Origin of the sequence: Variovorax sp. LjRoot84, from assembly GCF_964254305.1 — a bacterium.
Classification (GTDB): domain Bacteria; phylum Pseudomonadota; class Gammaproteobacteria; order Burkholderiales; family Burkholderiaceae_C; genus Variovorax.
In genome coordinates, this window is record NZ_CAXUTE020000001.1 from 2,222,018 (window position 1) to 2,244,696 (window position 22,679).

General features: G+C 68.0%; 24 protein-coding genes. 17 read left to right on the forward strand and 7 right to left on the reverse strand.

All coding sequences use genetic code 11. The features are described from left to right. Positions 1-43: 43 nt before the first annotated feature. Both ACSQ9I_RS11460 and ACSQ9I_RS11465 read left to right on the forward strand, forming a co-directional pair. Complete coding sequence (locus ACSQ9I_RS11460; RefSeq protein ID WP_436313243.1) at positions 44-367, forward strand: AbrB/MazE/SpoVT family DNA-binding domain-containing protein; 324 nt, start codon at positions 44-46, stop codon at positions 365-367. A 22-nt stretch (positions 368-389) separates the two neighbouring features. After that, positions 390-794, forward strand: a complete 405-nt coding sequence (locus ACSQ9I_RS11465) for a putative toxin-antitoxin system toxin component, PIN family (protein WP_436313244.1) — start codon at positions 390-392, stop codon at positions 792-794. Between the two features lie 5 nt (positions 795-799). Here the strand turns inward: ACSQ9I_RS11465 and ACSQ9I_RS11470 are convergent, their stop codons facing one another. From ACSQ9I_RS11470 to ACSQ9I_RS11490, 5 genes are all read right to left on the reverse strand, one after another. Next, a complete protein-coding gene (locus tag ACSQ9I_RS11470; RefSeq protein ID WP_436313245.1) occupies positions 800-1,726 on the reverse strand; it encodes a carbohydrate kinase family protein in 927 nt (308 codons plus the stop codon). A gap of 139 nt (positions 1,727-1,865) precedes the next feature. After that, complete coding sequence (locus tag ACSQ9I_RS11475) at positions 1,866-2,804, reverse strand: ABC transporter substrate-binding protein (RefSeq protein ID WP_093109413.1); 939 nt, start codon at positions 2,802-2,804, stop codon at positions 1,866-1,868. A 40-nt stretch (positions 2,805-2,844) separates the two neighbouring features. Further along, the gene (locus tag ACSQ9I_RS11480; protein WP_436295199.1) at positions 2,845-3,858 is read right to left on the reverse strand and encodes an ABC transporter permease subunit; all 1,014 of its coding nucleotides are present in this window, start codon (positions 3,856-3,858) and stop codon (positions 2,845-2,847) included. Positions 3,859-3,886: 28 nt separating this feature from the next. Next, positions 3,887-5,434 carry a sugar ABC transporter ATP-binding protein gene (locus ACSQ9I_RS11485; protein ID WP_436295198.1) on the reverse strand — a complete coding sequence of 516 codons (1,548 nt, stop codon included), beginning with the start codon at positions 5,432-5,434 and terminating at the stop codon, positions 3,887-3,889. After that, complete coding sequence (locus ACSQ9I_RS11490) at positions 5,427-6,671, reverse strand: ROK family protein (RefSeq protein WP_093109410.1); 1,245 nt, start codon at positions 6,669-6,671, stop codon at positions 5,427-5,429. The genes ACSQ9I_RS11485 and ACSQ9I_RS11490 overlap by 8 nt, the downstream gene beginning before the upstream one ends. Positions 6,672-7,000: 329 nt before the next feature. Between ACSQ9I_RS11490 and ACSQ9I_RS11495 the strand changes: the two genes are divergently transcribed. Further along, positions 7,001-8,410 (forward strand): MFS transporter, encoded by a 1,410-nt coding sequence (locus tag ACSQ9I_RS11495; protein ID WP_436313246.1) that lies wholly within the window; start codon positions 7,001-7,003, stop codon positions 8,408-8,410. Between the two features lie 113 nt (positions 8,411-8,523). Here the strand turns inward: ACSQ9I_RS11495 and ACSQ9I_RS11500 are convergent, their stop codons facing one another. Then, a complete protein-coding gene (locus tag ACSQ9I_RS11500; RefSeq protein WP_093109408.1) occupies positions 8,524-9,309 on the reverse strand; it encodes an IclR family transcriptional regulator domain-containing protein in 786 nt (261 codons plus the stop codon). A 160-nt stretch (positions 9,310-9,469) separates the two neighbouring features. Between ACSQ9I_RS11500 and ACSQ9I_RS11505 the strand changes: the two genes are divergently transcribed. The 14 genes from ACSQ9I_RS11505 to ACSQ9I_RS11570 all read left to right on the forward strand — a co-directional run bounded on the left by ACSQ9I_RS11505 (position 9,470) and on the right by ACSQ9I_RS11570 (position 21,790). Next, a complete protein-coding gene (locus tag ACSQ9I_RS11505; protein ID WP_093109407.1) occupies positions 9,470-10,393 on the forward strand; it encodes a shikimate dehydrogenase family protein in 924 nt (307 codons plus the stop codon). Positions 10,394-10,413: 20 nt separating this feature from the next. Further along, positions 10,414-11,295 (forward strand): sugar phosphate isomerase/epimerase family protein, encoded by an 882-nt coding sequence (locus ACSQ9I_RS11510; RefSeq protein WP_093109406.1) that lies wholly within the window; start codon positions 10,414-10,416, stop codon positions 11,293-11,295. Further along, complete coding sequence (locus tag ACSQ9I_RS11515) at positions 11,292-12,458, forward strand: ABC transporter substrate-binding protein (protein WP_093109405.1); 1,167 nt, start codon at positions 11,292-11,294, stop codon at positions 12,456-12,458. Before ACSQ9I_RS11510 ends, ACSQ9I_RS11515 begins: the two co-directional genes overlap by 4 nt. 7 nt (positions 12,459-12,465) lie before the next feature. Continuing rightward, complete coding sequence (locus tag ACSQ9I_RS11520; RefSeq protein WP_214695567.1) at positions 12,466-13,341, forward strand: branched-chain amino acid ABC transporter permease; 876 nt, start codon at positions 12,466-12,468, stop codon at positions 13,339-13,341. Next, positions 13,338-14,333 (forward strand): branched-chain amino acid ABC transporter permease, encoded by a 996-nt coding sequence (locus tag ACSQ9I_RS11525; RefSeq protein WP_436313247.1) that lies wholly within the window; start codon positions 13,338-13,340, stop codon positions 14,331-14,333. The genes ACSQ9I_RS11520 and ACSQ9I_RS11525 overlap by 4 nt, the downstream gene beginning before the upstream one ends. Continuing rightward, entirely contained in the window at positions 14,330-15,115 is a 786-nt protein-coding gene (locus tag ACSQ9I_RS11530) for an ABC transporter ATP-binding protein (protein WP_170855684.1), read from the forward strand. Before ACSQ9I_RS11525 ends, ACSQ9I_RS11530 begins: the two co-directional genes overlap by 4 nt. Positions 15,116-15,117: 2 nt before the next feature. Beyond that, a complete protein-coding gene (locus tag ACSQ9I_RS11535) occupies positions 15,118-15,873 on the forward strand; it encodes an ABC transporter ATP-binding protein (RefSeq protein ID WP_214695574.1) in 756 nt (251 codons plus the stop codon). A gap of 12 nt (positions 15,874-15,885) precedes the next feature. Next, positions 15,886-16,929 (forward strand): Gfo/Idh/MocA family protein, encoded by a 1,044-nt coding sequence (locus ACSQ9I_RS11540; protein WP_436313248.1) that lies wholly within the window; start codon positions 15,886-15,888, stop codon positions 16,927-16,929. Further along, positions 16,926-17,762 (forward strand): shikimate dehydrogenase family protein, encoded by an 837-nt coding sequence (locus ACSQ9I_RS11545; RefSeq protein ID WP_093109400.1) that lies wholly within the window; start codon positions 16,926-16,928, stop codon positions 17,760-17,762. Before ACSQ9I_RS11540 ends, ACSQ9I_RS11545 begins: the two co-directional genes overlap by 4 nt. 13 nt (positions 17,763-17,775) lie before the next feature. Further along, complete coding sequence (gene pcaB / locus ACSQ9I_RS11550; RefSeq protein WP_436313249.1) at positions 17,776-18,987, forward strand: 3-carboxy-cis,cis-muconate cycloisomerase; 1,212 nt, start codon at positions 17,776-17,778, stop codon at positions 18,985-18,987. Continuing rightward, the gene (locus ACSQ9I_RS11555; RefSeq protein ID WP_436313250.1) at positions 18,984-19,397 is read left to right on the forward strand and encodes a carboxymuconolactone decarboxylase family protein; all 414 of its coding nucleotides are present in this window, start codon (positions 18,984-18,986) and stop codon (positions 19,395-19,397) included. The genes pcaB and ACSQ9I_RS11555 overlap by 4 nt, the downstream gene beginning before the upstream one ends. Continuing rightward, positions 19,394-20,158, forward strand: a complete 765-nt coding sequence (locus tag ACSQ9I_RS11560) for an alpha/beta fold hydrolase (protein WP_436303641.1) — start codon at positions 19,394-19,396, stop codon at positions 20,156-20,158. Before ACSQ9I_RS11555 ends, ACSQ9I_RS11560 begins: the two co-directional genes overlap by 4 nt. A 16-nt stretch (positions 20,159-20,174) precedes the next feature. Next, positions 20,175-20,849 (forward strand): DsbA family oxidoreductase, encoded by a 675-nt coding sequence (locus ACSQ9I_RS11565; protein WP_093109396.1) that lies wholly within the window; start codon positions 20,175-20,177, stop codon positions 20,847-20,849. A 101-nt stretch (positions 20,850-20,950) separates the two neighbouring features. After that, complete coding sequence (locus ACSQ9I_RS11570) at positions 20,951-21,790, forward strand: isocitrate lyase/PEP mutase family protein (protein WP_436313251.1); 840 nt, start codon at positions 20,951-20,953, stop codon at positions 21,788-21,790. Here ACSQ9I_RS11570 and ACSQ9I_RS11575 read toward each other — a convergent pair. Beyond that, the gene (locus tag ACSQ9I_RS11575; protein ID WP_436303643.1) at positions 21,785-22,651 is read right to left on the reverse strand and encodes a LysR substrate-binding domain-containing protein; all 867 of its coding nucleotides are present in this window, start codon (positions 22,649-22,651) and stop codon (positions 21,785-21,787) included. The genes ACSQ9I_RS11570 and ACSQ9I_RS11575 overlap by 6 nt on opposite strands. Positions 22,652-22,679: the final 28 nt, after the last annotated feature.

Below are 22,679 nucleotides of genomic sequence, written 5' to 3' on the forward strand. Positions count from 1 at the left end.
GACAGCTGGCTAAAGTAAGGATTCCTTACTTTAGGAATATTCCATGCTTGCCAAGATGACCTCCAAGAACCAGCTCACGCTGCCGCGCAGCGTGACGGACCAGGTCGGCGCCACGGAGTACTTTGACGTCGCGGTGCACGACGGCCAGATCGTGCTGACGCCGGTGCGCATCCAGCGCGGCGATGCGGTGCGCGCCAAGCTCGCGGCGCTGGGTCTGACCGATGCGGATGTTCGCAATGCCGTCGATTGGGCACGGCAGGGGGCCGAACCGGCCGCGCTGATGGCTGCCGAGCCGCCGCCTGCCTATCGCGTCAAGCGTGCGCGCTCGGCTGGCAGCGCTCCCGCCAAGACCAGGCGCAAGGCCTGAGCGCGTGGCCGCCCGGCGGGTGGTGTTCGACACCAATGTGGCTCTTTCGGCCTTGCTGTTCGGCGGACCGGCGACACGGCGGCTGCGCGAGCTGTGGCAGCAGGGCGCGTGCACGCCGCTGGTCAGCACGGCGACCGCAGGCGAACTGGTGCGCGTGCTGGGCTATCCGAAGTTCAGGCTTTCACCACAGGAGCGCGAGGAGCTGTTGGCCGACTATCTTCCCTTTGCGCAGGTCGTGACGCTGCCCGATCCGCCGCCCGTCGTACCAGCGTGCCGTGACCCCTTCGACGTGCCCTTCCTGCAACTCGCGGTCACGGGCAAGGCGACGCTGGTGACGGGCGACCGCGATCTCCTGGTGCTGTCAGGGGCAACCAAGTTCCCCATCCTCGCCATCGAGCCGTTCATCGAGGGATTCGCTTCCCTCTGAAAACCTCAGTTCAGCTTGTCGCGCCGCGGCATGTCGGCGCCGCGCCGCGAACAGGTGATCGCGGCGGCCCGGGCGGCAAAGCGCAGCAGATCGGCGAGCGATGCATTTCCGAGCGCCGACAGCGCCTCGGGCGTGAGCGCATCGTGCTCGTCGAGCCAGGTCAGGAGGGCCGCCTGGAAGGTATCGCCCGCACCCACCGTGTCCACCACCTCGGTCTCCGGTGCCGGCACGTCGGCCTGCGCCGCCCCGGTCCACGCGCTCGCCCCATGGCGGCCGCGCGTCACCGCGACCAGGTTCACGCCCCGCTCGAGCCAGCGTGCCGCCACTTGCTCCGGCTTTTCGGCCGGATAGAGCAGGCCCAGGTCTTCGTCGCTGACCTTGACCAGGTGCGCGATCGACACCATCTGCTCGACCACCGCGCGCCAGTGCGCGAGGTCGGGCTCGACGTTGAGGCGCACGTTGGGGTCGTAGGCGATCAGGCGCCGTTCGCGCTCGCGCGCCGCCAGGGCGCGCAGCGCGCTTCCGACCGGCTCCACCGCGAGCGCGTAGGAGCCGAACTGCAGCACGCGCGCCGCTGTAGGCAGCGCCGGCAGCGTGTCGTGCGTGATCTGCCGGTCCGCCGCACCCGTGCCGTGGAAGGCATAGCGCGGCACGCCGGTGGCGTCGACGCTGATCACGCTGAGCGTGCTCGGTGCGTCGCTGCGCAGCACCAGCGAGGTGTCGACGCCTTCGGCGCGCAGCGAGGCCAGCAGGCGCTCGCCGCAGGCATCGGTCGACAGTCCCGCCAGGAAGGCCACCGGCCGTTCCAGCCGGGCCAGCCCCTGCGCCACGTTGAGCGGCGAGCCGCCGATGCGCGCATCGAGCGTCATGCCGGTGGCCGTCCATTCGCCCGTGTAGACATCCATCAGGGCTTCGCCGCAGACGACAAACATCTCATCCTCCAGAAAGTGCCAGGTTAGATAGCGACAAACATTCGTGAAACACCGCGGAACCGGCTTTGCCGGGCCGCTGGTGTTGCCCCCGGAAGGGGGTTGGCGGACCACACGAAGTGGGGGAGCCTGGGGGAGAGCTTTATCTCGGCGCCTGCCAGCCCTTGTAGTCCTTGACGTTCGTGCGCGTGATCAAGGTCGAGGGCAGCAGTGTCATCGGATTGGCGGGCTTCTTGCCGTTCATGATGTCCTGCCCGATCTCGACCGCCTTCTGCGCAATCATGTACGGGTCCTGGCTGGCCGAGGCCTGTACCTGCGTGTCGCTCTTGAGCGCCGTCTCGATGTCGGGCGCGCCGTCAACCGAGGTGATGACGATGTTCTTGCGGTTCAGCTGCTTGGCCGCGAGATCGGTGCCGATGGCCTGCGGATCGTTGATGGCGAACACCGCGTCGATCTTCGGGAAGCGCGTCAGGTGGTTCTGCATCACGTTGAGGCCGCCTTCGCGCGAGCCCTTGGCGTCCTGGTCGTCCGACAGGATCTTGATGTCGGGGCTCTTCTTCAGCACCGTCTTGCAGCCGTTGACGCGATCGATCACGGCCGATACCTGCGGGCCGTTCTGGATGATCACGTTGCCCTTGCCGCCGAGCTTCTCGACGATGTACTGGCAGGCGAGCTCGCCGGCCTGCACGTTGTTGGTCTGCACGGTCGCATCGGCGCCGTTGGCCGCCACGTCGACGCCCACCACGACGATGCCAGCCTTCTTCGCCTTCTGCAGCGCGGGCTCGATGGCCTTGGCGTCGACCGCGTTGACGAGGATCATGTCCGCGCCCGAGGCGATGAAGCCGTCGATCTGCGAGAACTGCTTGTTGAGGTCGTAGTCGGCCGACAGTGCATTGACCTTGGCATTCGGGCTGTACTGCTTGACCTTGGCTTCGGCGCCCTTGGCGAGCGAGACGAAGAAGGGGTTGCCGAGCGAGCCGAGCGTGATGCCGACGCTCTTGATCTGCTTGTTCTGGGCCTGCGCCGCCGGGGCAGCGAGGGCCGCGGCGATCACGGCGAGTGCGAACAATGACTTGCGCATGGAATAGTCTCCTGGTCGTGGTTGGGGAAATGAAAGGGGTTCAGGTACGAGCCGAGTCCTTGCGGCGGTAGCGGTCCAATGCGACGGCGCCGATGATCACCAGGCCCTTGACGATGTACTGCCAGATGTCCGAGACACCCATCAGGATCAGGCCGTTGGTCAGCACCGCGATGATCAGCGCGCCGATCAGCGTGCCGAGGATCGAGCCGGTGCCGCCGACGAAGCTGGTGCCGCCGAGGATCACCGCCGCGATGGCGTCGAGTTCGTACGAGGCGCCGAGCTGCAGGCCGTTGGCCGCATAGAGCCGTGCCGAGGCCATGACCCCGCCCAGGCCCGAGAGCAGCCCCGAGGTGCAGTAGACGAACAGCAGCACCGCCCAGACCTTGATGCCTGCCAGGCGCGCGGCTTCGGGATTGCCGCCGACCGAGTAGATGTTCAGGCCCAGCACGGTGCGGCGCAGGATGAACCACGACAGCGCCACCACCGCGAAGGCGATGATCACCAGCCAGGGCACGCCCAGCACCTCGCCGTTGCCGATGAAGGCGAAGGGCAGCTGCGGGTTGAACACGGTGGTGTCGTTGCCGAGCAGCCGCGCAATGCCGCGCACCGCGGTCAGCGAGCCCAGCGTCACGATGAAGGGCGGCAGTTTGACGAAGGCGATCAGCACCCCGTTGATCAGGCCGAACAGCAGCCCGCAGGCCAGGCCGGCGGCAATGCCAAGCATGCCGAACTCCGGCACGTTTGACACCAGCATTGCCACCACTGCGGAGGCCGCGAGGATCGAGCCCACCGACAGATCGATGCCGCCGGTGAGGATCACGAAGGTCATGCCGGCGGCCAGCACGATATTGATCGAGGCCTGCTGCGTCATGATCGACAGGTTCTGCAGGCTGAAGAAGTTGTCGCTCGCGAAGCTGAAGCCGATGCACAGAAGCACCAGCACCGGCAGCATGCCGAGCGCACGCATGATTTCGCGGCCGGAAGCGCCGCTAAGCGCGCGGGGCAGGGCGGGGTTGGCCGGCGCCGGGAAGGCGGGGGAGGTCTGCTTGCTCATGGGGATGTCTCCTGTTGCGCCGTCTGTCTCAGTGCAGCACGGGCGCGTGGGTGGCAGCCGCGCCGGTGGCGAGCGCGACGATGTTTTCCTGGGTGATGGGCAGGCCGCTCGCGCCGCCCACCTCGCCGACGAGATGGCCTTCGCGCATCACGATCACGCGGTCGCAGATACCCACCACCTCGGCCAGTTCGCTCGAGATGACGAGCACCGCGACGCCGCGCCGCGCCAGCTCGTCGATCAGGCGGTAGATCTCGCTCTTGGCGCCGATGTCGACGCCGCGCGTCGGCTCGTCGAGGATCAGCACCTTCGGCGCGAGTTCGAGCAATCGGGCGAGCAGCACCTTCTGCTGGTTGCCGCCGGACAGCGAGCCGACGTTGACCCGCGCCGAGGGCACGCGGATCGACAGCTGCGCGATCGCGTCGCGCGCGCGCTGGGCGGCGCGCTTGCCGTCCATCACGCCGCCGGCGTTCGCGTCGCGCGGGCACACCATCACGTTGATGTTGTCGCGCACCGATTGGTCGAGAAACAGGCCCTGGCCCTTGCGGTCCTCGGTCAGGTAGAGGATGCCGGAGCGGATCGCGTCGATGGGCCTGGCGATCTTCAGCAGCGCGCCGCTGCCGTTGAGGGAGACCTCGCCGCCGGTGCTCGGATCGGCGCCGAAGATCAGGCGTGCCAGCTCGGTGCGGCCGGCGCCGACCAGGCCGGCCAGGCCGAGCACTTCTCCCGCATGCAGCTCGAAGCTGCAGTCGTGCACGCGCCGGCCGTCGCTGAGGCCGCGCACCGTGAGCGCCTTGTCGCCGGTGTGCTGGCCGTGGTGTTCCTTGCGGTAGAAGCCCGAGAGATCGCGGCCCACCATCATCTTCACCAGCTTGTCGCGCGAGAGCTCGGCGCGGGTCAGCGTGCCGACGTAGGCGCCGTCGCGCAGCACGGTGACCTCGTCGGCGAGCTCGTCGATCTCGTCCATGCGGTGGCTGATGTAGAGGATCGCCAGGCCTTCGTCGCGCAGGCGCTTGATCAGCGCGAACAGGCGGTCGGTCTCGTGGGTCGATAGCGGTGTGGTCGGTTCGTCCATCACCAGGATGCGGCAGTCGAAGTGCACCGCGCGCGCGATCTCGACCAGCTGTCGCTGCGCGATCGAGAGCGTCGCGACGCGGGTCGCCGGGCCGAAGTCGGCGCCCAGGCGCTGCAGCGTCGCCTCGCAAGCGCTGGCCATGCCGGCGCGGTCGACCAGGCCGCCGCGTCGCAGCGCCCGGCCCATGTAGATGTTCTCGGCCACGCTGAGGTTGGCCGCGAGGCTCAGTTCCTGGTAGATCACCGACACGCCGAGGTGCTTGGCCGCGAGCGGGCCGTCGATGTGGACCTGCTTGCCGTCGATCAGGATCTCGGCGCCGGGGTCGGGCATGTAGGCGCCCGACAGCACCTTCATCAGCGTCGACTTGCCGGCGCCGTTCTCGCCCATCAGCGCATGTACGTGGCCGGCGCTGGCGCGCAGCCGCACGTCCTGCAGCGCCTTGACGCCGGGGAAGGTCTTGGAAATCTTGCGCAGCTCCAGCAGCGCGGGGGGGGCTTCATGCATTCGCTGTCTCCGGGTGGCGGGGGCGTGAACGTCCGCGCAGCACGTCCGCGCGCGGCGAGAAGTTGAAGAACATCGGCAGGCTGGCCGCGCCGATCGCGCCGGCGTCGGCGCGGAAGCTGCCGCGCAGGATCCGCGGGGTCTGGCGCGCCTCGGGCGCGATCGCGCGCAGGCCTTCGTCGAGGCGCTTCATGAGCTCGTCGATCAGGCCGCTGTCGATGTCGCAGTCGATCACCACCACCGGCAGGTCCAGCACGGCCAGCGATGCGCGCGTCGAAGGCACCAGCGCATCGACGCAGTCGTCGAGCCATTCGCGCACCTCGGGCCGGCCGGACTTGACGCAGGCCTCGAGCTCGGCATGGCCGCGCACCGCGATGCCGTGGTGGCGCAGGTGGCGCGCCAGCGCGTTGAGCGAGGCGCGCGAGAGCAGGATGTCCCAGCGCCGGTCCGACACCGGGGCCGAGGCCAGGCGGCTGGGCGGCACCGGCATCAGGCCGAGGTCGGCCGCGTTGCCGGTGGGGCCGCGCAGGCTTTCGCCGCCGATCACCGCACCTGCGCCGAGTGCCGCGCCGATGAAGATGTAGAGGAAGTCGTTCTCCTCGCGGCCGATGCCGAAGAACAGCTCCGCGATCGCGGCCGCGTTGCCGTCGTTTTCCTTGAAGACGGGCTGGTCCACGGCGCGCGCGAGCATCGCGCCGAAGTCGACCTCGTCCCAGATGCGGAAGTCCGCCTTCAGGTCGAGTTCGCGCAGCCAGCTGCCGAGGTTGTAGGGCTGGGCCAGTCCGACGCCCATGAGCCGGCGGTGCTGTGCCGCGTCGAGCGTGGCCATCATGCGGCTCACGTCCTTGTGCACCAGTGCCAGCGCGCGGTCGGGGTGGGGCAGCAGCAGGTCGTGCGCCGCGCGGGCCAGGATCTTGCCGCCGAGGTCGATCATCACCGTCTCGATGCTGGTGCGGTCCAGCCGCACGCCGATGCCGTAGGCGCCTTCGGGATTGACGCGGTAGAGCCCGGCGGGCTGGCCGCGCTGGCCTTCCTGACGGCGGCCCGCGGGTTCGATCAGCCGCGATTCCTCGAGCGACTGCACGATGCTGCCGACCGCCGTGTTCGTGAGCTGGGCCCAGCGTGCCAGATCGGCCTTCGACGCCTCGCCGGCCCGGCGCAGCCGCTGCAGCAGGCTGCGCTCGTTGTAGAGGCGCAGGTTGACCGAGTTGGTGCCCCGACCGGGACCGGCTGTCGTCACTGGCTGTCTCCTGGCCCCGGTGCCGAGGCGCAATTAATTAATTCAAGTTGAATAAATAGTAGAAGCAAGCGCCGGCGGGCCATCCAGGGTTAACCCGGAAAAATGCAAGAAAGTATGTGTTGGGGCCCGTTGCGCACGTCGTGAAGGGGTGCGAAAGCAAGACCGTATCGGTCAGGGCATCCTGTCCCGTGAACCCGGGGACAAACCCCGATTCCGCGCGAAAGTCGCACGAAATTGATCGATGATCGATCGCAACCCCTGTCCGCGACATTGCCGGCGCTCCGGGGGCGCACCTACAGTTGCCTCGCCCCTTCCCAACGGAGACACACATGAGCAAACCCCAGGAGCACGAGCCGCAAGGCCGGCACCAGTCGAAGAAGGCCGCCGCCAGCGGCTGGATCGGCTCGGCCCTCGAGTACTACGACTTCTTCATTTACGCCACCGCAGCAGCGCTGATCTTTCCGCAGATCTTCTTTCCGAAGGGCGATCCGAATATCGCCATCGTCGCCTCGCTCGCGACCTATGGCGTCGGCTACGTGGCGCGGCCGATCGGCGCCTTCTTCCTGGGCCACTGGGGCGACACCCACGGCCGCAAGCAGGTGCTGATCCTGTGCATGTTCCTGATGGGCTTCTCGACCATCGCCGTCGGCCTCTTGCCCACCTACGACCAGGTCGGCCTGCTGGCGCCGGTGCTGCTCGTGATCTGCCGCCTGGTCCAGGGCTTCGCGGTGGCCGGGGAAATCTCGGGCGCCAGCTCGATGATCCTGGAGCACGCGCCCTTCGGGCGCCGCGGCTTCTTCGCCAGCTTCACGCTGCAGGGCGTGCAGGCCGGCCAGATCCTGGCCGCGGCGGTGTTCCTGCCGCTCGCGCACTACATGCCGGAGGATGCCTTCAACAGCTGGGGCTGGCGCATTCCCTTCCTCTTGAGCTTCATCGTCATCGTCGCGGGCTACATCATCCGCCGCGAGGTCGACGAGACGCCCGCCTTCGCCGAGGAAGGCAGCAAGCAGCAGCGCCCGCGCTCGCCGATCGTCGACGCCTTCAAGTACAGCTGGAGGGACATGCTGCGCGTCGTGCTGATGGCGCTGATGAATGTGATCCCCGTGGTCGCCACCATCTTCGGCGCGGCCTATGCGGTGCAGTCCGCCTACGGCATCGGCTTCGCGAAGGACATCTACCTGTGGATTCCCGTGCTCGGCAACATCCTCGCGGTGCTGGTCATTCCATACGTCGGCAACCTCTCGGACCGCATCGGCCGCAAGCCGCCCATCGTCTTCGGCGCGCTGGCCTCGGGCCTCCTGGCCTTCGGCTACCTCTACGCGATCAGCATCAAGAACGTGCCGCTCGCGATCTGCATGTCGCTTTTGATGTGGGGCGTGGTCTACCAGGGCTACAACGCGGTGTTCCCGAGCTTCTACCCCGAGCTGTTCCCGACCCGCACCCGCGTCTCGGCGATGGCGATCTCGCAGAACATCGGCACCGCCGCCACCGCCATGCTGCCGGCGCTGTTCGCCACGGTGGCGCCTCCCGGCGCGGCCAACATCCCGCTGATCGTGGGCTCGCTGGCCTTCGGCATCACGGTCATCTCGGCACTCGCCGCGCTGAGCGCGCGCGAGACCTATCGCATCCACATGAACGACCTCGGCAATCCCGACGCGGCGCCCGTGCCGAAGCCGGAATACGAGCACCTGCGCGAACAGACGCTGGCCGACGCGAGGATGGCGAAGGCCGCGGTCTGAAGGAAACCCCGTTCGCCCTGACCCTGAGCTTGTCGAAGGGCTGCGCGTGGCTTCGACCCTTCGTCGAGCTCAGGGCAGGCCAGGCTCAGCCCGAACGGTAGTTGGCAGCGCGATCAGATCAGGTTGCGCATCGCCTGCGCCGTTTCGCGCAACACCGGGAGGACGCGGGCGACCGCGTCCTCGCTGCTTTCATGGCCCATGGGCATCGTGATGTTGAGCGCGCCCACCAGGTCGCCGTGCCGGTCGCGCAGCGGCACGGCGATGCCGCGCGAATTGAGGTCCAGCTGCTGCTCCGAGAGCGCCCACCCCTGCGCGCGGATGCGCGCGAGTTCGAGCTTCATGCGCTCCTTGCTCGCGATGGTGTGCGAGGTGAAGACGGTGAGCTCGTGCGTGGCCAGCCAGTGGCCGAGCTCCTCGTCGCCGCGCATCGCCAGCATCAGCATGCCCGAGGCCGTGACCTGCGCCGGCACCCGCGCGCCCAGTACGTAGCCGGTGCTCATGCTGCGGTTGGGGCCGTTGCGCGCGATGTAGACCACCTCGTCGCCGTCCATCACGCTCAGATACGCGATCTCGTGCGTGCCGGCGGCCACCCGCTGCAGAAAGGGCTGCACGATGCGCGGCAGGCGTGCCGATTCGAGGTAGGACTGGCCCAGGCGCAGCACCCGCGGCGTCAGCCAGAACAGCTTGCCGTCGCCCGCTACGTAGCCCATGTGCTGCAGCGTAAGCAGGTAGCGGCGCGCGGCGGTGCGCGTCATGCCGGTGCGCTGGCCGGCTTCGCTCGCCGTCATGCGCGGGTGGGCGTCGTCGAAGGCCTCGATGATGGACACGCCGCGCTCCAGGCCGGCGATCCAGTCGCGCTTGTCGAGTTCGGGTGGGGCGGGGCGAGTGTCGAGGTTCATTGAGGACAAACCCTGGAATCGTTCGATGATCGATCACTATAGAACGATCAACGCGCTATTCTCGCGCCACCGACTTGGATCGTGCAAGTGGGAACCCTACATTAGCGACCATTCCTGCCAAATTGCGCGATAGTCGAACAACTCCGAGCGAGACGCCATCATGTTCCCCTCCATTGCAGGCAGCACCGACCTTTACCTGCTCCCCGGCGATCCGGTGACCAACGTGCGCCTGCCGCGCATGTTCAACAGCGTCTTCGAGCGCTTCGGCATCGACGCGGTGATGGCGCCGGTGCAGGTGGCGACGCGCGACTTCGCCGTCTTCGTCAAGGCCGCCTTCCTCGCCAGGAACGTGCGCGGCATGGTGATCGCGCCGCCGCACAAGCCGCTGGTGGTGGACCTGCTCGACGGCGCCGGCCTGTTCGGCCGCGTCGCCGGCTCCGTCAACGTGGTGCGGCGCATCGCCAACGGCGAGCTCGAGGGCGATCTCTTCGACGGCGAGGGTCTCCTGGGCGCGCTGGACCACTACAACATCCCGTTCCGCGGCAAGCGCGTGCTGATCCTCGGTGCCGGCGTCAGCGCCGCGGCCATCGGCGTCGCGCTGGCCGAGGGCGGCACGGTCCACGGCGCCGAGCACATCGCCTTCCACGACACCTCGGCCGGCAAGGCAGCAGGGGTCGCGGCCAAGCTCGATGCCTTCTTCGACGCGACCACGGTCGCGGTCGACAGCAGCGATCCCGAAGGCTACGACCTGGTCATCAACGCCACGCCGATGGGCCTGAAGGAGGGCGACGCCTTGCCGGTGGACGTGGAGCGCATGGACGCCCACGCGGCGCTATTCGACATCCTGCTGCGCAACCAGCCCACGCCGCTGGTGCGCGCCGCCCGCGCGCGCGGGCTCAACGCGCAGGCCGGCTTCGAGATGCTGATCCAGCAGATGCCGTACTACCTCGACTTCTTCGGCCAGACGGCCGCGGCGCATGGTGTGCGCGACGACGCGCGTTTCCTGCGCGAGCTGATCTACCCAGCCGCAATGGCGGCCGAGATCGACGCCCCGCTGCGCTACCACTCCGACAGCGTGGCCTGAAAGGGCGCGCGCAAAGCATCATGGCCATCTCCCTCGACCGTTTCGGCTTCAACACCGTCACCATGGGCGGCGACCTCGGGCACAAGCTCGAATGCATGAAAGCCGCGGGTTTTTCCGGCGTTGAGCTGTGGGCGCGCGACCTGATCGCGCACCCCGCCGGCGTCGAGAAAGCGGCCGAACTGGTGAAGGCCAGCGGCCTCAAGGTCACCGACTTCCAGCCGCTGCGCGATTTCGAATGCGCGCCCGACGCCATGCGGCCGCACCGGCTCGAGATGGCGCGCGAACAGCTGCGCCAGATGGCGCTGGTCGGCGCCGACCTGCTGCTGGTGTGCTCCACCACCTCGCCGCTGGCCATCGACGATCCGGAGCGCGCGGCCGAAGACTTGCGCACGCTCGCGACGCTGGCCACGCCGCTCGGCATCCGCATCTGCTACGAGGCCCTGTCCTGGGGCCGCCACGTCAACCGCTGGCACCAGGCCTGGGACATCGTGAAGCGCTGCAACCGCCAGAACGTGGGCCTCAATCTCGATTCCTTCCACATGTCGGTGCACGGCGACGACACGCCCGAGACGCTCGCGCAGCTGGCCCAGGTGCCGGTCGAGAAGATCTTCCTGGTGCAGCTGGCCGACTACTTCTTCGAGTACAGCGACCGCCAGGCCGACATGATCGAGCTCGCGCGCCACCAGCGCCTGTTTCCGGGCGAAGGCCTGCACGACGTGCGCGACCTGGTGCAGCTGCTCGAGGACAAGGGCTACCGCGGCCACTACACCTTCGAGGTGTTCAACGACGACTATGTGAATTCCGACCCCATGGTGGTCGGCCAGCGCGCCATGAAGAGCGCGCGCTGGATCAGCGAGAGCCACGTGAGTACCAGCAATTCAACCCCAAGGAGACAAGCATGACCATCGTTCAGTCGCGTCGATTCGCGATCCAACTCATCGCCGCCTGTGCCGTGGCCGCGGGCGCTTCAGGCGCCTTCGCGCAGAACACGATCAAGATCGTCAACATCGTGGAGCTCTCGGGCGGCGGTGCGACCGCCGGCACCAACTTCAAGAACGGCGTCGAGCTGGCGGTGAAGGAGATCAACGCCTCGGGCGGCATCCTCGGCAAGAAGATCGAGTCGAGCACCAGCGACACGCAGAGCAATCCCGGCGTCGCCAAGGGCCTGACGCAGAAGGCGGTGGACAACGAGGTCTTCGCCATCTTCGGCCCCGTGTTCTCGGGCTCGATCATGGTCAGCATGGCCGAGAGCCGCCGCGCCGAGATTCCCAATTTCACCGGCGGCGAGGCGGCCAGCATCACTCAGCAGGGCAACAAGTACATCTTCCGCACCAGCTTCACGCAGACCACCGCGATGCCGAAGGTCGCGCGCTACATCGACCAGCAACTGAAGGCGAAGACGCTGGCCATGATCTACGTGAACAACGACTTCGGCAAGGGCGGCCTCGATTCGATGAAGAAGGCGCTGGCCGCCACGCCGGTGAAGATCGCGGCCGAGATCTCGACCGAGCCGGGCCAGATCGACTTTTCCGCCGCGGTGCTGCGCGCCAAGCAGAGCAATGCCGATGCGCTCTTCGCCTACAGCAACGAGGAAGAGTCGGCGCGCCTGCTGCGCGAGCTGCGCAAGCAGGGCTGGACCAAGCCGATCATCGGCGAGACCACGCTCACCGGCCAGAAGGTGATCGACCTCGCGGGCGAGGCCGCCAACGGCGCGATCGCGCACGTGGGGCTCACGGTCGACGCGCCGAACCCGGCCATCCGCGCCTTCCGCGCCAAGTTCGAGAAGGAATACAAGTACGTCTCGGACCACAACGGCATGAAGGGCTACTCGGGCATCTACCTGTTGAAGGCTGGGATCGAGAAGGCCGGCAAGCTCGACCGCAAGGCCGTGGCCGCCGCGCTGCACGGCCTAAAGGTAAGCACCGCGCAGCAGCCCGGCGTGCTGATGGACGTCAGCGTCGACGCCAACGGCGACCTCGACCGCGAAAGCTTCATGGTGGAGGTGAAGAACGGCAAGCAGGAAGTGATCGCCACGCTGCCGGCCCTGGGCGCAGCCGCCAAGTAGCCCCGCCATGACGGACTTCATCCAGCTCTTCTTGAGCGGGCTGGCCACCGGCAGCATCTATGCGCTGGCTGCGCTGGGCTTCACGTTGCTGTGGCAGGCCAGCGGCACCATCAACTTCGCGCAGGGCGAGTTCGTGATGCTGCCGGCCTTCGCGATGCTCGCCTTCATGTCCTTCGGCGCACCACTCTCGCTGAGTTTCGTGCTGACGATCGTGGTGGCGGTGTTCGTGCTGGGCTGGCTCTTCAAGCGCGGCCTGGTCGATCCGCTGTTCAAGTTCGGGATGATGCCGATCGTGGTGGCCACCATCGGCCTGTCGATCGCGCTGCGCAACGGCGTGCGCGCCGGCTACAGCGCCGAGGCCCATCCGTTCCCCAGCCTCTTCGCCGACAAGCTCTTCAACGTGGCGGGGGTCACCGTCACGATGGCCGACCTCGGCACCTTCGGGCTGGCGGTGGCGATCGTGCTGGCCACGCAGGCCTTCATCTCGAAGACCGTGACCGGCCGCGCGATGCAGGCCGTGGCGCAGAACACCGAGAGCGCGAGCGTGCTGGGCATCAACGTGCCGCGCATGATCTTCTACACCTTCGCCATCAATGCGGCGCTGGCGGTGGCGGCGGCGCTGCTGGTCACGCCCACCTACCTCGCCAAGTTCGACATGGGCGAGGGCCTGGGCACCAAGGCCTTCTTCGCGGCCATCATCGGCGGCTTCAACAACTCGCGCGGCGCGCTGCTCGGCGGCCTGATCGTCGGCGTGGCGGAGAACCTGGCCTCGGCCTACATCTCGCCGGCCTACAAGGACGCGGTGGCGCTGGTCATCTTCATGGTCGTGATCCTGTTCAAGCCGCAAGGCCTGCTGGGCAAGAAAGAGGAGCGCAAGGTATGAAGAAGATGCACCTCGCGCTGATCGCCGTGGCTGCGGCCGCGCTGCTGATCGCGCCCAACTTCCTCAAGAACTACGGCATCTACCTGCTGAGCTACTGGCTGGTGTTCATCATCGCCACCATGGGGCTCAACCTGACGGTGGGCTATGCGGGCCAGAAGTCGCTGGGCCATGCGGCCTTCTTCGGCATCGGCGCCTACACGGTGGCGATCCTCATGAAGGCCGGCATCAGCTTCTGGCTGGGCCTGCCTGCGGCGGCGCTGCTGTGCTTCGCGGTCGGCCTGGTGCTGGGCTTTCCGGCGCTGCGCGTGCAGGCGATCTACCTCGCCTTCGCCACGCTGGGCTTCAACACCGCGATCTGGCTCTTGATGCGCAACGAGGAGTGGCTGACCGGCGGCACCTTCGGCATCAACAACATCCCGCGGCCCGAGCTGGCCGGGCTGTTGCTGGAGGGCAACCTGGCCTACTACTACTTCGTGCTCGCCGTCGCCGTGCTGCTCGCGCTCCTGCTGTGGGGCCTCCTGCGCTCGCCCTGGGGCAAGGCCTTCACCGCGCTGCGCGACAACCCGATCCGCGCCGAGAGCCTGGGGATCAGCGTGCGCAGCTACACCTTGCTGAGCTTTGCCATCGGCGCCGCCTATGCGGGCATCGCCGGCGCGCTGTTCGCCTCGCTGGTGCAGTTCATCGAGCCGGCGCCCTTCGCCGTGGCGGCCTCGATCATGATGTACCTGATGGTGGTGGTCGGCGGCCCCGGCTACTTCTGGGGGCCGGTGCTGGGCGCGGCCGTCGGCGTGATCGTGCCCGAGTGGCTGCGCGACGTGCCGGGCGTGGCCGACTGGTACCTGCCGCTGTTCGGCGCCGCCGTGGTGGTGCTGATGGTCTGGCTGCCGGACGGCCTGCTCTCGATCCCCGATCGGATCCGGGCACGCCGCGAAGCGCGCGAGGCCTCGGCCGCGCGCTCCGCTGCTGCCGCGAGCATGGGAGCTGCCACATGAACGCCGTGCTTGCGGAAGCTATCGTGCCGGAGCAGCAAGTGGTGCCGGTTCTTCGCGTGACCGATCTCAGCAAGGCCTACGGCGCCATCCAGGCCGTCGGCGGCGTGAGCTTCGAAGTGCGCCCCGGCGAGATCTTCGGCGTGATCGGTCCCAACGGCTCGGGCAAGACCACGCTGTTCAACAGCATGCTGGGCCAGATCACGCCCGATGCCGGCCGCATCGAACTCAAGGGCGAGGACGTCACCAAGCTGGGTCCGCTCGAGCTCAACCGGCGCGGCGTCGGCCGCACCTTCCAGACGCTGCAGGTGTTCGGCAAGATGACGGTGCGCGAGAACCTGATCGTCGCGGCGCAGGAACACCAGGGCAGCATGTTCAGCCGCATGTTCGCGCCCGGCGACTCGGGCCTGGGACCGAAGGCCGACGCGCTGATCGACCAGTTCCGCATCCGCCACGTCGCGAACAAGAAGGCCGGCACGCTCTCCTACGGCCAGCAGAAGCTGGTGGACATCGGCATGGCCTTCATGAGCGAGCCCGACCTGGTGCTGCTCGACGAGCCGTGCGCAGGCGTCAATCCCAGCCTGGTCGGCGGACTCTCGACCCTGCTGAAGGACCTGAATCGCACGCGCCGCGGCAGCTTCGTCGTGATCGAGCACAACATGGATTTCGTGATGGACCTGTGCCACCGCATCATGGTGATGGTCGAGGGCAAGGTCATGGCGATCGGCACGCCGGCCGAAATCCGCGCCAACAAGCAGGTGCTCGACGCCTATCTCGGGAATTGATCATGACCACCACCGACACCTGCATCGAATTCGACAACGTGCTGGCGGGCTACAAGGATTTCATGATCCTCAACAACCTGTCCTTCAAGGCCAGGCGCGGCAAGATCACGCTGCTGCTCGGCCCCAACGGCGCGGGCAAGTCGACCGTGCTCAAGACGCTGTTCGGCCTGCTCAAGGTGCGCAACGGGCGGGTCCTGCTGGATGGCGAAGACATCACCGGCGCCAGTCCCAAAGACCTGCTGGTGAAGCACGGCATTGCCTTCGTGCCGCAGGGGCGCAATCTGTTCGGCCAGTTGACGGCCTACGAGAACCTCGAGCTCGGCGGCATCACGCTGGGCATGAAGACCACGCACGAGCGCATTCCCGAAGTGCTCGAGCTCTTCCCGCGCGTGAAGGAGCGCATGAACAGCGCGGCTTCTTCGCTCTCCGGTGGCGAGCAGAAGCAGCTCGAGGTCGGCCGTGCGCTGCTGCTGCGGCCCAAGGTGCTCTTGATCGACGAACCCTCGATCGGCCTGTCGCCGATGGTGGTGCAGGACGTGTTCAGGCTGTTGCGCAAGCTTGCCGACCAGGGCACCACGGTGCTGATGGTCGAGCAGAACGTGAAGAGCGCGCTGAAGATGGCCGACGAGGCCATCGCGCTCGAATCGGGCCGGCTGGTGCTGCACAAGCCGGCCTCCGAACTGCTGGCCGATCCGAACATCGAACGCCTGTTCCTCGGCGGCGCGCATGCCGCCGCGGCGCCGGCCGCCACGGTCTGAGGAGAGGGTGCGATGGACAGGAAGCTGCGCCTCGCGATCGCCGGCGCCGGCCTGATCGGCCGGGCGCATTGGATGCGCATGGTCGCGAACAGCGCCTGCGAATTGATCGGCTTTGCCGACCCGTTCCCGAGCGCGACTGCGCTGGCGGCCGAGGCCGGCGTGCCGCTGTACCCGGACCTGGAAGCGCTGCTGGCCGCGGCGCGGCCCGACGGCGTGGTCCTGGCCACGCCGAACGCGCTGCATGTGCCCGGTGCACTGGCCTGCGTAGCGGCCGGCGTGCCGGCGCTGGTCGAGAAGCCGGTGGCCGATTCCGTGGCGGAAGCCGAGCGGCTGGCCGCGGCGGTGGAAGCCTCCAACGTGCCGGTGCTGGTGGGCCATCACCGGCGCCACAGCGCCGTTCTCGAAGCCGCGCGCGAGACCATTGCCGGCGGCCGCCTCGGCAAGCTGGTGGCCGTGACGGCCAGCGCCACCTTACACAAGCCCGACGACTACTTCGAGACCGCCTGGCGCCGGCAGAAGGGCGGCGGGCCGATCCTGATCAACCTGGTGCACGAGATCGACAACCTGCGCGCGCTGGTGGGCGAGATCGTCGAGGTGCAGGCCTTCGCTTCCCATGCGGCGCGCGGCTTCGAGGTGGAGGACACGGTCGCTATCAACCTGCGCTTCGCCAACGGCGCGCTCGGGACCTTCATGCTGTCGGATGCTGCGGCCAGTCCGCGCAGCTGGGAGCAGACCTCGGGCGAGAACAAGGCCTACGACCACCATGCGGACCAGGACTGCTACATCATCGCCGGCACGCACGGCTCGCTGCAGGTGCCCACCCTGCGCGTGCTCGAGTACACGGGCGCGGCCTCGTGGTTCAGTCCGATGGTACGCAGCAGGGTCGACATGCAAGAGACCGATCCGCTCGCGCGCCAGCTCGCTCATTTCTGCGCCGTGGTGCGGCGCGAAGTGCCGCCCCGTGTCACCGTGCGCGATGCCATGCGCACGCTGGCTGTCACCCTTGCGGTCGCCGAGGCCGCGCATACCGGCCTTCGGGTCGCAATCCCATCATGACGATTTCCGGAAAGACCACCCTCATCGCCCACCTCGGTTATCCGACCGAGAGCTTCAAGGCGCCGATGATCTACAACCCCTGGTTCGAACAGCAGGGCATCGACGCCGTGGTGGTGCCGATGGGCATCAAGGCCGAGGACTATGCGGCCGCCTTCGCGTCGCTGTTCCGGCTCACCAACATCCGCGGCGCGCTCGTCACCATGCCGCACAAGATCACGACCATGGACCTGGTTGACGAACTGACGCCGGCCGCCAGGATCGCAGGCGCCTGCAACGCGGTGCTGAAGCGCGCCGACGGCACGCTCGTGGGCGACCAGTTCGACGGCGCCGGCTTCGTGCGCGGCGTGCTGCGCAAGGGCCGCGCGCTCGAAGGCGCGCGCGTGCTGGTGTCGGGCTGCGGCGGCGTGGGTTCGGCGATCGCCGCCTCGCTGGCCGCAGCCGGCGTCGCGCAGCTTTCGCTCTTCGACGCCAACGCGGCGTCGGCGAAGGCCCTCGCGGGCCGGCTCACCACGCACTACTCGAAACTGGGCGTCGCCACCGGCTCCAGCGACCCCGCCGGCTACGACGTGGTGGTCAATGCCACGCCGCTCGGCATGAAGGAGAGCGATCCGCTACCCTTCGACGTCGATCGCATCGCGCCGTCCACCTTCGTCGGCGAGGTCGTGATGAAATCCGAGTACACCCCGCTGCTGCGGGCCGCACGCGACAAGGGCTGCGCGGTCCAGGTCGGCACCGACATGCTGTTCGAAATGATCCCTGCGTACCTCGAATTCTTCGGCTTCGGCACTGCGACGCCGGAAGACCTGCGGGCCGTGGCGCAGATCGCCTATTGAGCGCCTATCTGCCATGAGTATCTTCGAAGGCTTCCTCTCCACATCCGAAACCCTGGCCGCATTCAGCGACCACAACTTCGTCGGCGCGATGCTGCGCTTCGAGGCCGCGCTCGCGCGCGCGCAGGCAGCCGAGGGCCTCATTCCCGAATCGGCAGCGCATTCGATCGCCGGCAGCTGCAAGGTCGAGCTGTTCGATGTCGCCAAGATCGTGCGCGACAGCGGCCGCGCCGGCAGTGTGGCGATCCCGCTGGTCAAGAGCCTCAAGGAGGCGGTGGGCTTGTTCAATGCCGAGGCAGTGCCCTTCGTGCATTTCGGCAGCACCAGCCAGGACGTGATCGACAGCGCGATGGCGCTGGTCACGCGCGAGGCGGTGGCGCTGGTCGAGGCCGACCTGGTCAAGGCGGCCCAGGCGCTGCTTGCGCATGCCAAGCGGCATGCCGCGACGCCGATCCTCGCGCGCACGCTGATGCAGCCGGCCTCGGTCACGAGCTTCGGGCTCAAGTGCGCCGGCTGGGCCGCGCCGCTGGTGCGTAGCCGCGCGCGGCTGGCCGAGGCGGCGCGCCGCGCGCTGCAGCTGCAGCTCGGCGGGGCCGTGGGCACGCTGGCGCAGATGAAGGGGCAGGGGCCGGCGGTGCGGCAGCGCATGGCCGAGGAGCTGGGCCTGGGCGACCCGGGCGCGACCTGGCACACCCAGCGCGACGAATGGATCGCGCTCGGTTGCGAGCTGGGCCTCATGGTCGGCAGCCTCGGCAAGATCGCGAAGGACATCGCGCTCATGGGCCAGTACGAAGTCGGCGAACTGGCCGAGCCCAGCGAGCCCGGACGCGGCGGCTCCTCGGCGATGCCGCACAAGCGCAACCCGGTGGCTTCGATGGTGGCGCTGGCGGCCGCGCAGCGCGCGCCGCAGCGCGTGGCCGCCTTGCTGGCCGCGATGCCGCAGGAGCACGAGCGCGCGCTCGGCGCCTGGCAGGCCGAGCTGGGCGAATGGCCCCAGTTGCTGATGTCCGCCCACGGCAGCGTGCGCGCGCTGGCCGGCGCCTTGCCCGGCCTGCAGATCGATGCCGCGCGCATGCGTGCCAACATCGACCGCTTGCGCGCGGAACTTCCGCGCGAAGCCGCAGACGAATGGTTTGATCCGGCGCTCGCCGAGCCGGCCGGCACGATCGCGCTGGCGCAGGTCAAGGCCTTGCAAACTCAACTCGACACACGAAACACCGCACGATGACTTCACCCGACTACGAAGCCGGTCTTCTCAACCGCCGCCGCATCCTCGGCGATGCCTGGGTCGACAAGTCGCTGGCCAACCGCAATGCCTTCAACAGCGAGTTCCAGGAACTGATCACGCGACATGCGTGGAACGACGTCTGGGGCCGCCCGGCATTGGGCGACAAGACGCGCCGCTTCATGGTGCTGTCGATGATGCTGGGCATCCACGCCTACGAAGAATTTGCGATGCACGTGCGCGCCGCGCTCGACGGCCCGCCCGAATCGCGGCTTTCGCCCGAGGAGATCAAGGAAGTGATCATGATGGCCGCCATCTATTGCGGCGTGCCGGTGGCCAACCACGCCTTCGGCATCGCCACCGGCATCCTGCGCGAGAAAGGCCTGCTCGAAGAGCCCAAAGGAAATCCATGACCCGTTTGAATGTCATTCGCGAGGGCGAAGGCCCGATCGTCGTGCTGAGCCATGCGCTGGGTTGCGACCTGCACATGTGGGACGAGGCGGCCGCGGTGCTGGCCCGTGCCCACACCGTGCTGCGCTACGACCACCGCAACCATGGCGGCTCGGAAGTGGTGCCCGGTGCGTTCAGCTTGCAGGCGCTGGCCGATGACGCGGCGGCCCTGATCGAGCGCGAAGCCGAGGGCGAGCCGGTGCACTTCGTCGGCCTCTCGATGGGCGGCATGACCGCGCAGGCGCTGGCGCCGAAATATCCGCAGCTGCTGAAGAGCATCGTGATCGCCAATTCGTCGGCGCACTACCCCGACCAGGCGCCCTGGCGCACGCGCGTCGAGACCGTGCAGGCCCAGGGCGTGGCTGCAATCGCGCCCGGCGCCCTGGCGCGCTGGCTCACGCCGGCGTACGTGGCCACGCCGGAAGGCACCGAGGCCGCGCGCCGCCTGAACGACACGCTGGTCGGCACCGACGCCGCCGGCTACATCGCGAGCTGCGACGCGGTGAGCGCGATCGATTTCCGCGAGAGCAACCGTGCGTTCACCACGCCCACGCTGGTGATCGCCGGCCTGCGCGACGAGGCGACGCCGCTCGCGATGTCCGAGGCGATGGTTGCCGCCATTCCCGGCGCGCGCCTCGCCACCATCGACGCGGCGCACCTGAGCGCGGTCGAGCGGCCGGTGGAATTCAGCCAGTTGCTGATCGATTTCTGGCGCAGCCTCTGACAGAAAAGGAACATCCATGACCGCCCGCCTCAAGATCGATTTCGTCTCCGACGTGTCCTGCCCCTGGTGCGCCGTCGGCCTCGGTGCCCTCGAAGCCGCGCTCGAACGTGTGGCGCCCGAGATCAGCGCCGAACTGCACTTCCAGCCCTTCGAACTCAATCCGCACATGCCGCGCGAAGGCCAGGACGCCTTCGAGCACCTGAACCAGAAATACGGCTCTTCGCGCGAGCAGCAGGCGCAGGCGCGCGAAGCGATCCGTGCCCGCGGCGCGGCGGTGGGCTTCAAGTTCCGCGAAGAAGGCCGCTCGCGCGTCTACAACACCTTCGACGCGCACCGCCTGCTGCACTGGGCCGAGCTCGAGGACGGGGCCAAGCAGGTGGCGCTCAAGAAGGCGCTGCTCAAGGCCTGCCACACCGACGGCGAGAACCCCTCCGACCCCGAGCTGCTGGTGCGCCTGGCCGCCGAAGCCGGCCTCGACCCGCAACGGGCGCGTGCCATTCTCGGGAGCGACGAATACGCAGCGGAAACCCGCGAGCGCGAGCGCCTCTACACCGATGCCGGCATCCACTCGGTGCCCGCCATCATCATCAACAACAGGCACCTCATCTCGGGCGGCCAGCCGGTGGAAGTGTTCGAGCGCGCACTGCGGCAGATCGCCGGTGCCGAGCCGGCCGCCACCGCCCTGGCCTGAGCGCCGCGCGGCCGATTCGCTCGCGGAAAAGGAAAAGTGATGGACGGCGAACAGCAGTTTTTTCCAAGTCCGCAGCGCGTGTCGTCTCTAAGCTCGCCCTCATGCAATCCATCGAAGCCCGGAAGCGGGCAGAAACTTTTTATCGACTGCACGCCGGCCCGGGCGCGCTGACCCTGGTGAATGCGTGGGACGCCGTCAGCGCCCGTGTTGTCGAGCGTGCCGGCGCGCGGGCCATCGGCACCACGAGCGCCGGCATGGCCTGGTCGCTCGGCCATGCGGATGGCGAGCAGATGCCTGCCGGCGAACTGATCGCCGCTTGCGCACGCATCTGCCGCGTGGCCAGCGTTCCGGTCAGCGTCGACATCGAGCGCGGCTTCGGTCGCAGCACCGAAGAAGTATGTGCCGTGGTTCGCGCATTGATCGACATGGGCGTCGTCGGCGTGAACATCGAGGACGGCGTGCTTCCCGGGACGCAACGCCTGGCGCCCCCGGAAATCCTGTGCGAACGCATCGACGCGCTGCGCAAGACGGCCGCGCAGATGGAAGCGCAGTTGTTCATCAATGCGCGCACCGACACCTACTTTGACGCCAATGACGATGCGGCGGCGCGCTACGAAGACACCGTGCGTCGGGCGCAGCGGTACGCCGCGGCGGGTGCCGACGGCATCTTCGTGCCCGGGATGGATCGCGCCGAGGAAGTGGCGCGCTTCGTGCGCGCTGTTTCCTTGCCGGTGAATGTCTACGCGGGCTACGCCGGGGCGCTTCCCGTGGACGCGGCCACGCGCGCCGGTGCGCGGCGCGTCAGCCTGGGCTGCGGTCCCTTGCAGGCTGCGCTCGCCTTGCTTCGCCGCGTTGCCGCCGAGGCATTCGACGAAGGGCGTCATGACGCGATGAGCGCAGGCATGCTTTCGGCGCGCGAAGTCAACGGACTCTTTTCATAGGCTTTTCTGCAGCATGCCGATCAGCCGCGCCAGCGCCATGGACGGTGTGCCGCGCCAGACCAGGTGGGTGCGGCTGGTCCGGATGCGTTCGGGCAGCGCGTGCTGGCGCACGTCGGCCGTCGCGCGCAGGGCCTTGAGCACCGAGACCGGCACGATGGCGAAACCCGTGCCCGCGGCCACGCAGGCGATCATGGCCTGGTAGGAGGAGAACTCCAGCGAGCGGACCGGCGTGACGCCGCCCTTGCCCAGCCACTGCTCGAGCAGGCGGCGGTACGAGCAGCCTTGCGCGAACGCGATCAGCGTGGCGCCGGCGAGGTCGCCCGGTCGCGTGACGGAGGCCACGCTGCGCGCGGTGACCAGCACCAGTTCTTCCTCGAACACCGACATCGTCTCGAACCCCGGCGCGGAGAAAGGCTCGGACACGAAGGCCGCTTCGACCTCGAAGGCGTTCACCCTTTTCAGCAGCGCGCCCGTGGTACCGGTGACCAGCTCGACCACCACGCCCGGGTAGAGCTTGTGGAAGCGCGAGAGCACCGGCGCGAGCCGGCTGCCGGCCGTGCTTTCGAGCGAACCCAGCTTGAAGGTGCCCAAGGGCAGGTCGCTGCGCAGCTCGCTCTCCGCCTCGTCGGCCAGGCGCAGCAGGCGGTCGGCATAGGGCAGCAGCTTGTGGCCGGCGGGCGCCAGCGCGAGCGAGCGGCCCTGGCGCAGGAACAGCTTGTGGCCCAGCCGCTCTTCGAGCTGCTGGATGCGGGTCGTGATGTTGGACTGCACGCGGTTGAGCTTGCCCGCCGCGCGGATCACGCCGCCCTCGGCCACCACGGTGCGAAAAATCTCCAGGGAGTCCAGGTCGATCGTTCTCATTTGAAGAATGATTGTTCTCGATAATTCA